The sequence below is a fragment of the uncultured Gemella sp. genome (assembly GCF_963515875.1).
Lineage (GTDB): Bacteria > Bacillota > Bacilli > Staphylococcales > Gemellaceae > Gemella.
In genome coordinates this window covers 1-8,366 of the sequence record NZ_CAUPZX010000058.1, presented here as the reverse complement: position 1 = coordinate 8,366, position 8,366 = coordinate 1, and the positions used below count along the sequence as shown (strand labels likewise).

The window sequence follows — 8,366 nt, the reverse complement described above, 5'->3', positions numbered from 1 at the left end:
ACCAAAACATCAATATCTTCATTGATATTTTGGTCGTTTTGTCAACAATCTGAGACTCTAAACCAATGTTAATGTTTAGAGTCTGTTTTAAGTTTATTTAGGTTTTTTCGAAATTAATACTGAAAAGTCTAAATCATCGTATTTACTTTTGTTTAGACCTGTTAAAGAATCGAAATCAGTATCTGGAAATAGTGGATCAAAATCGTCGAATTCAATATTAGAAGTGTTAGTGTTTGAGGGTTTGTCAAAAGTAAATCTGTTTGAATTATTTGTTTCAAAATAAGTATTATTATCCGCAACATTAAAAATTTTGTTAAGTTCTATTTGTTCACTAAAACTTGGAGTTGTATGATTATCATCATAATTATATTCGATGGAAACTTCTCCAAAATTAGAGTTTACTGTACCTTGTTGATTGTAAAATAATACACCATATTCTTCTAAAAGTTCTTCTTTTGTATAATTTTTTAGAGGATCTTCTATAGGTGATATAGTACTTTCGTAGATTTTTTTAACTAAATTTTCATCTGTTTGGATTTTGTTATCTTTAATATTCCAAGAAGAAATAAGTCTATAAATTATGTCTAGTTGCTCACTAGAAAGAAGGTGAAGTTTTGATTTGATTTCATTTAGTTTATCCATAGTATTATACTGCTTCTCTATTTTCTTTTAAGTAATCAATGTAGTCATTTCCCCAGATTTCTAATTCATTAAGTACTGATTGGAATTTTTTTCCAATAGCTGTCAAACTATATTCAACTTTAGGAGGAATTTGAGCATAGACTTTGCGATTTATAAGTCCATCATGTTCTAGTTGTTTTAATTGTTTTGTAAGCGTAGCTTGGGTAATTGTCCCTAGTGATCTTTGCAACTCGTTAAATCTAACACTTTTATCTTCAAGTAGATGAAGAATTAGTATAGTCCATTTACCAGACAATATTTTTTGAGTTGTAAAAAAAGGGCATTTTCCAAAAGGTTCTTGTTGTTCCATAAAAATCTCCCTAAAATTTCATTGATATTATACAATTCTATCATAAATGATACTAACTATTATAAAAAAACGTACTTGTTATTTTTTTAGTTAATATTATAATTATTATATATAATAATTATAAAACAAATAATAAGGTTTGACAATAGCTAAAAAACGGAGGACATAATAATGACAGAAGCAAAAAATTTATATCAAAATAGAAGAAGTGTATATGCGTTAGGTAAAAACTTACCAGTATCTGAACAAGAAGTGTTAGAAATTATTGATAATGCTGTTAAACATTCACCAAGTGCATTTAACTCACAAACTGCTCATGTAGTTGTATTATTAGGTGAAAACCACCAAAAACTTTGGGATATTACTTTTGGAGAATTAGAAAAATTCTTAAAAAATGAAGAAGCTAAAGCAACTACAAAAGGTAAAATTGATAGTTTTGCTGCGGCTTATGGGACAATTTTATTCTTTGAAGATCATAATGTAGTAAAAGGACTTCAGGAACAATTCCCATCATATGCTGATAATTTCCCAATTTGGTCAGAACAATCAACTGGAATTGCATCATTTGCAGTTTGGAATGCATTAGCAGAGGCTGGAGTTGGAGCTAATATTCAACACTATAACCCTGTAATTGATGAAAAAGTTGCTGCTGAATGGGATATTCCAGCGAACTTAGTACTACGTGCTCAAATGCCGTTTGGTGAAAAACTACAAGAAGCTGCACCAATTGAAAGAACTTCAAGAGTAAGGGTAGTAAAATAAGATTTGATTTAACGACGGATTATATGAGTTATAAAAACGGGATTGACTCTAAAGTCCTAGATTTTTAAAAAGTTTACATGATAACTCATAGAAGCAGTGATTTATTGATATCTAAATTTGCTTTATAAAAACTTTTTAGATATCTAATAAACTGTGCGGGAGTGACTTGACAAAATCGATTTCTACGAAATCATGATTTTTGAGTCACTCCCGTTTTTTTATGTTATTAATTACATTGTTAGTTGTTGGAATATACTGGTAAATATGGTATTATAGTAGTTGGTAAATAAATTTGAAAATTTAGAAGGTTTAACAATGTTAAAAATAGTTATAAGAGATTTAGAAGATACTAAACGTTTGGCGAAAATTGTTAGTGAAGGTATAGAAGATAGATTAGTTCTTTTGTTAAATGGAGATTTAGCAGCAGGGAAAACTACTTTTACGAAATATTTAGCTGAATATTTAGGTGTGAAGAGTGTGGTCAATTCACCAACTTTTAATATAATGAAAGAATATAAATATCCTAATGGAAAATTGTATCATATAGATGCTTATCGTTTGGAAGATAGTGATGAAGATTTAGGGTTTGAAGATATTTTCTTTGAAAATAATGTGAGTGTTATCGAATGGGGCGAATTTATTGAAGAGTTTTTACCCAATGAAAGATTAATTTTTAATATTCGCTTAGTGGATGATTACAGAGAAATTGAAGTTATTTCTAATGGAGAATATAAAAAAATTGAAGAAAGGATTCGTGAAAATTGGTAAGTTTAATAGTAGAAGCTTCTAACGGAGTGTGTTCAATCGCATGCTTTGAAAATAAGACTGTATTAGCTGAGAAAAACTTTGTATGTAGTAATAATTTATCAGCTGTTATTTTAGAGGAAATTGATAATTGTTTAAAAGAAGCTAATAAGAAAAAAACGGATTTAACTGAAATTATATCAAGTGAAGGACCAGGTTCATACACAGCGATTCGTGTAGTTGCAGCAGTATGCAAAACTTTAGCTTATACATTAAAGATTAAATTGAAAAAAGTGTCATCATTAAAATTACAAGCGTTATTAGAATTTGATAGTAATAAGCTATTAGTACCTTTTATTGATGCACGTCGTACTAATGTTTTTGGAGCGGTGTATAAAAATGAAGATGGTAAATTAGTAGAAGTATTTGAAGAAGGATATTATTCACTTGAGGAAATTAACAACTTTTTATCTTTACAGAACGAAGAATATGTGTACATTAGTAAGGATATAGTTAAATTAAACGATTATCTTCTTGATGGATCAAAAAATGTCGAAATGGTTAGAGCTGCTAATATTGTAAAAATATATGATTCTTTAGAAGAGATTGATTGTTATAATATGAAACCACAATATTTAAGAAAAACTGAAGCAGAAAGGGAACTAGAAAATGATAAAAATAAATAGTGTAGATGTTAATGATTTAGATATATTATCAAGAATTGATATAGATAATTTTGAAGATGCGTGGACGAAAGAAATGTTTAAATCTGAGTTGGAACATGAAAACGCAGAATATTATGGATTATTTAATGATGGTGAAATTATTGGATTCTGTGGTGGTTGGCTTGTGGCTGATGAATATCAAGTTAATAAAATAGTTATAGATAAACCTCATCAAAATAAGAAATTAGGCCAAATTTTCTTCACTTACGTAATGCAATTATTAAAACTAAAAGGTGTTAAAAAAGCTATTGTAGAGGTGCGTGTAAGTAATATGCCTGCGATAACTGTCTATGAAAAATCTGGATTCACAACAGTCGATATGAGAAAAAATTATTACAAAAATAATGGGGAAAATGCTTTTGTAATGGTAAGGGATTTTAGTAATGAAAGAATGTAAAAATATAGAAAATGTAACTATCTTAGCTATAGAAACAAGTTGTGATGAAACTAGTGTAGCTGTTGTGAAAAATGGTAAAGAAGTACTGTCGAATATTGTAAGTAGTCAAATTGAAACTCATAAGCAATTTGGTGGAGTGGTACCTGAAATAGCAAGTAGACAACATATAGAAGTAGTAATGCAAATTGTTGAAGAAGCTTTGGAAGAAGCTCAAATTACTTTAAACGATATAGATGCAATTTGTGTAACGCAAGGACCGGGATTAATCGGTTCATTACTAGTTGGTGTTAATGTGGCGAAAACATTAAGCTATGCTTTAGGTAAAACTTTAATAGGTGCACATCATATTGCAGGACATATTTACGCTAGTAATATAGACAATGATATAGTTTATCCGTCGTTAGCTCTTGTTGTTAGTGGGGGGCATACAGAACTGGTTTATTTGAAAGATGAACTTGATTTTGAAATAATCGGTTCTACTCATGATGACGCTGTAGGAGAAGCCTACGATAAAGTCGCAAGACAGTTAAATCTTGAGTACCCTGGAGGTCCTAAAGTAGACAAATTAGCTAAGTTGGGTGAAGATAAGTATAAATTTCCTCGTGCAATGATTGATAGTGATGATTATAACTTTAGTTTTTCAGGTATGAAGTCAGCGGTAATCAATTTTGTTCATAACGCAAAACAACGTGGTGAAGAAATCGTACCTGAAGATTTAGCTTGTAGCTTCCAAACTGCGGTAGTGGAAGTTTTAATTGCTAAAACTAAGAAAGCTATTGTTAATTTAGGCGTAAAACAATTGATATTAGCGGGTGGAGTGGCAGGAAATAGCGAACTTCGTAAACAAGTCCTAGAACTAGAACAGCAATTAGGAGTAGAAGTACTTATTCCGAAAATGAGCTATTGTAGCGATAATGCAGCTATGATGGGAGCAGTAGGATACTATTATTATAAAAATAATATTTTTTCTAATCCGTTAACGCTAAATGCGAAGTCAACATTAGACTTAGAAGAAGTTAGAGGATAAGTATTAGAAGGGGACTGACTCGACAAAATTGATTTTTTCGAAAATCATAATTTTGAGTCACTCCTTTTTTATGACTATTTTGGTGAATTATGAAAAGACAACTTGATGAATTATTAGATGCAGACTTACAAAAAATTAATCATATTTCTGAAAATAATCATTATGCAGGTTTTTCTAAAAAATTTAATAAAGAAATTTTTGTTAAGATTTTTAAAGATCGGTTAAAATATAATTTAGAGTATGAAGTATTAAAAGATCAGAATAATTTATTATTGAATTTACAAGAGTATAATGCTTTTGTATTAGAGTATGAAAACTATATACCAATAACACGAGAAACTATGGCTGATGATGATATTATTAGAACTGCAAAGTTAATTGCTGAATTTCATAAAGATAATTGGCTGTTGATAAAAAATGAAAAAGAAGTATCTTTAGAAAAAGTTTTAGAGAAAAATGTGTCAAGAATAGCTGATAGAAGAGAATATGAAAAGGTATGTGAAATTAACTCGAAATTCTTAAAAAATATAAAAGTGTTAGAAGCGGAATATGAAGAAACATTAGTATTAATCCATGGGGATTTTGGTCTAAGAAATATAATGAAAAAAGATGATAGCTTAGTATTAATAGATTTTGAAAGAGTGAAGTATGCTAGTTATTATTTAGACTTTATTAAATATTTTTATCAGGATTTGAATAATGATAAAAGTAAAATAGAATTGTTTTTAGAACATTATTATGCACATTCAAATGAGAAAGGTCTTTCTGAGCAACTAGAGTATTGTATGATTTTTATTTCGGCATTAGGTATTTTAAACTATACTAAACGTATTAAAGATAAAGAATTCGAGGTGTTAGGATTAAAGATGTTAGCGGATGTTGAAGAGTATGTCAGAAATTTTTAATAAGTTAGATGTTATATTTGAATAAAGTGCAATTGATTTTATTTGACTATTATTTGTGTTAAAATATAGTATAATTACAATTAGGAGGCGATGATATGGCGAATATTTATTTAGATTATGCAGCTACATCAAAAAAACATTTTGATATTATAGAAAAAAATATGAATGTAATAAGAGAAATCTATGCTAATCCAAGTAGTAGCCATACTCTAGGTAAGAAAAATTCAAAATTAGTTCGAGAGGGTCGAGAGAGTATAGCAAGAGCCCTTAATGCAAAGCCTGAGGAAATAATATTCAACTCTGGTGGAACTGAGAGCAATAATACAGTATTTAATCATGTGTTAAATAGATTTGAAGCAGGAGAGATAATAATTTCTTCAATAGAGCATCCTTCGGTTAAAGCAAGTGCTAAGAGACTTGAAAGATTTGGATTTAAGGTTCATGAGTTATCAGTAGGAGAAAGTGGAACTATAGATCTAGAAGAATTAAAAGAAAAGATTAATTCTAATACGGTGTTGATTTCAATAATGCTAGCTAATAATGAAACTGGAGTATTAAATCCTCTAAAAGAAGTTTCAAATCTTATCGCCGATAAAAACATTTTATTACATAGTGATATTGTTCAAGCTCTAGGAAAAGTAGAAATAAATGTTAGAGAATTAGGTCTTGATTTTGCCTCTGCCTCTGCTCATAAGATTGGTTCACTTAATAATTTTGGATTTCTGTATGCAAAAGATGGGGACGTTGAACCACTTCTTCTAGGTGGAGGACAAGAAAACGGTCTTCGTTCAGGTACAACTGACTTATTAGGAATATTGGTACTTTGTGACTGTTTAACTGAAACATTAGCATCTTTACCAAGTCTTCGTGAGTTAAAAAATTATTTTATAGGAAAACTTGAAAAGAGTGATATTGAATTTGAGGTGAATGGATCTATAGAAAATTCATTACCTAATATTTTAAATATTTACTTTAAAAATATAGAAGCACAAAGGCTTATAACGTATTTGGATGCACAATCTATTTATATATCTGGAGGTTCTGCTTGTAGTTCTGGTAATATAAAAGGTAGTCGTATAATTAAGGAAATGTATGATATAGAACGTGCAGCACATTCTGTAAGAATTAGTGTTGGATTCGATATTAATAAAGAATTAATAGACGAAGTTATAACTAAAATTGTAACTTTAGAGAAAAGAATAAAAGAAAGGAACTTATAATGAATAGCAACAAAAAAGTAGTAGTTGGAATGAGCGGTGGAGTAGATTCATCAGTAACAGCGTATCTTTTGAAACAACAAGGATATGATGTTATTGGAGTATTTATGAAAAACTGGGAAGAAAAAGATGATAGAGGGGTTTGTGTTGCTGAGAAGGATTATGAGGATGTTATAAAAGTATGTGAACAACTAGATATTCCTTATTATTCTATTAACTTTGAAAAAGAATACTGGGATAAAGTTTTTACGTACTTTTTAGATGAATATAAAAAAGGACGTACACCTAACCCTGATATCATGTGTAATAAGGAAATTAAATTTAAAGTATTCTTAGAATATGCAGAGGATTTAGGTGCTGATTATGTGGCTACTGGTCACTATGCTCGCGTTAAGGATGTTGGCGGAGAACGTTTAATGTTGCGCGGCGTAGATAATAATAAGGACCAAACTTACTTCTTATCGCAATTAAAACAACATCAAATCAAAAATATCTTGTTTCCGGTAGGAGAACTTGAGAAAAAAGATGTTCGTAAGATTGCAGAAGAAGCGGGTCTTGCAACAGCGAAGAAAAAAGACTCAACTGGTATTTGTTTCATCGGTGAGAAAAACTTTAGAGAATTCTTATCACAATATCTACCAGCTCAAGGCGGGAAGATGATTGATTTAGATGGTAATGTTCGTGGAGAACACATTGGTTTAATGCATTATACAATCGGTCAACGTCATGGACTAGGTATTGGTGGAACTAAAGATACTGAAGGTGAAGCATGGTTTGCATGTGGTAAAGACCTTGAAAATAATGTACTATATGTTTGTCAAGGTTTCCATAATGAAAAACTTTACTCAGATAGTTTACTAGCAAGTTCACTATCATTTACAACTAAAAATCCACAACCTAATAAATTCATATGTACTGCAAAATTCAGATATCGTCAACCAGATACTGAGGTAGAGGTGGAAGTTTTAGAGGATAATAAAGTAAAAGTTGTCTACAAAGAGCCTGTTAGAGCTGTTACACCAGGACAAGCGGTTGTTTTCTATGATGGAGATGTTTGTCTAGGTGGAGCCATTATCGATGAGGTCTATAAAGATGGAAAAAAACTTCAACTATAATATTTAATAAAATCCTAAAAGTTAGAGAAAATCTAATTTTTAGGATTTTTTGAAATAGTATTCTTTATTTTAGTTCTATAGAAATAGGAAATAAAGGAAATAACTAAAATTATAAAATTTAATATGAATTTCTAAAAATCTTTATTGTTACTATTTTGAAAATGATAATGTTTAAACTACATCATTTCTTATTTAACATTCGCATTAATCATATATATGTGATATACTTTAAGTAACAAACTAAGGGAGTGAATAAAATGGGGGAAAGACATAAAAATATAAAACCTGTTAATGATTTAGTTGTAAAAAAAATATTTCGTAATGAAGAAGTAGCGTTACAGTTTGTAAAAGATATTTTTGATTTACCTGCGAAAACTGCAAAGCTTATAGAAGGAAATCAAATCTTTACTGCTAATAGTAATGTCGCGTCGGATTTTAATATAGCGGTAGATATTCTTGTTGAACTAGATAACCATGCACAGG

At 29.8% G+C, this 8,366-nt stretch carries 11 protein-coding genes; 9 read left to right on the top strand and 2 right to left on the bottom strand.

What is annotated here, in order from left to right:
• Positions 1 to 93: 93 nt before the first annotated feature.
• Both RWL85_RS08130 and RWL85_RS08125 read right to left on the bottom strand, forming a co-directional pair.
• Positions 94 to 642: a hypothetical protein gene (locus RWL85_RS08130; protein ID WP_314086945.1), complete on the bottom strand. Its 549-nt coding sequence runs from the start codon at positions 640 to 642 to the stop codon at positions 94 to 96.
• A 4-nt stretch (positions 643 to 646) separates the two neighbouring features.
• Positions 647 to 991 (bottom strand): helix-turn-helix domain-containing protein, encoded by a 345-nt coding sequence (locus RWL85_RS08125; protein WP_314086943.1) that lies wholly within the window; start codon positions 989 to 991, stop codon positions 647 to 649.
• A gap of 171 nt (positions 992 to 1,162) precedes the next feature.
• On the opposite strand from RWL85_RS08125, the gene RWL85_RS08120 reads away from it, so the two are divergent.
• From RWL85_RS08120 to RWL85_RS08080, 9 genes are all read left to right on the top strand, one after another.
• Positions 1,163 to 1,753 (top strand): nitroreductase family protein, encoded by a 591-nt coding sequence (locus RWL85_RS08120; RefSeq protein ID WP_314086939.1) that lies wholly within the window; start codon positions 1,163 to 1,165, stop codon positions 1,751 to 1,753.
• A 315-nt stretch (positions 1,754 to 2,068) separates the two neighbouring features.
• Entirely contained in the window at positions 2,069 to 2,521 is a 453-nt protein-coding gene (tsaE, locus tag RWL85_RS08115) for a tRNA (adenosine(37)-N6)-threonylcarbamoyltransferase complex ATPase subunit type 1 TsaE (RefSeq protein ID WP_314086947.1), read from the top strand.
• Entirely contained in the window at positions 2,515 to 3,183 is a 669-nt protein-coding gene (tsaB, locus tag RWL85_RS08110) for a tRNA (adenosine(37)-N6)-threonylcarbamoyltransferase complex dimerization subunit type 1 TsaB (RefSeq protein ID WP_314086935.1), read from the top strand. Before tsaE ends, tsaB begins: the two co-directional genes overlap by 7 nt.
• Positions 3,167 to 3,619 (top strand): ribosomal protein S18-alanine N-acetyltransferase, encoded by a 453-nt coding sequence (rimI, locus tag RWL85_RS08105; RefSeq protein ID WP_314086933.1) that lies wholly within the window; start codon positions 3,167 to 3,169, stop codon positions 3,617 to 3,619. Before tsaB ends, rimI begins: the two co-directional genes overlap by 17 nt.
• Entirely contained in the window at positions 3,606 to 4,646 is a 1,041-nt protein-coding gene (gene tsaD / locus RWL85_RS08100) for a tRNA (adenosine(37)-N6)-threonylcarbamoyltransferase complex transferase subunit TsaD (protein WP_314086931.1), read from the top strand. The genes rimI and tsaD overlap by 14 nt, the downstream gene beginning before the upstream one ends.
• An 89-nt stretch (positions 4,647 to 4,735) precedes the next feature.
• A complete protein-coding gene (locus RWL85_RS08095; RefSeq protein WP_314086929.1) occupies positions 4,736 to 5,551 on the top strand; it encodes a phosphotransferase in 816 nt (271 codons plus the stop codon).
• 95 nt (positions 5,552 to 5,646) lie between these two features.
• A complete protein-coding gene (locus tag RWL85_RS08090) occupies positions 5,647 to 6,771 on the top strand; it encodes a cysteine desulfurase family protein (RefSeq protein ID WP_314086926.1) in 1,125 nt (374 codons plus the stop codon).
• Complete coding sequence (gene mnmA, locus RWL85_RS08085) at positions 6,771 to 7,883, top strand: tRNA 2-thiouridine(34) synthase MnmA (RefSeq protein WP_314086923.1); 1,113 nt, start codon at positions 6,771 to 6,773, stop codon at positions 7,881 to 7,883. Before RWL85_RS08090 ends, mnmA begins: the two co-directional genes overlap by 1 nt.
• A gap of 257 nt (positions 7,884 to 8,140) precedes the next feature.
• Positions 8,141 to 8,366, top strand: a 226-nt coding sequence (locus RWL85_RS08080; RefSeq protein ID WP_314086921.1) for a hypothetical protein, incomplete at its 3' end; no start/stop codon positions are given.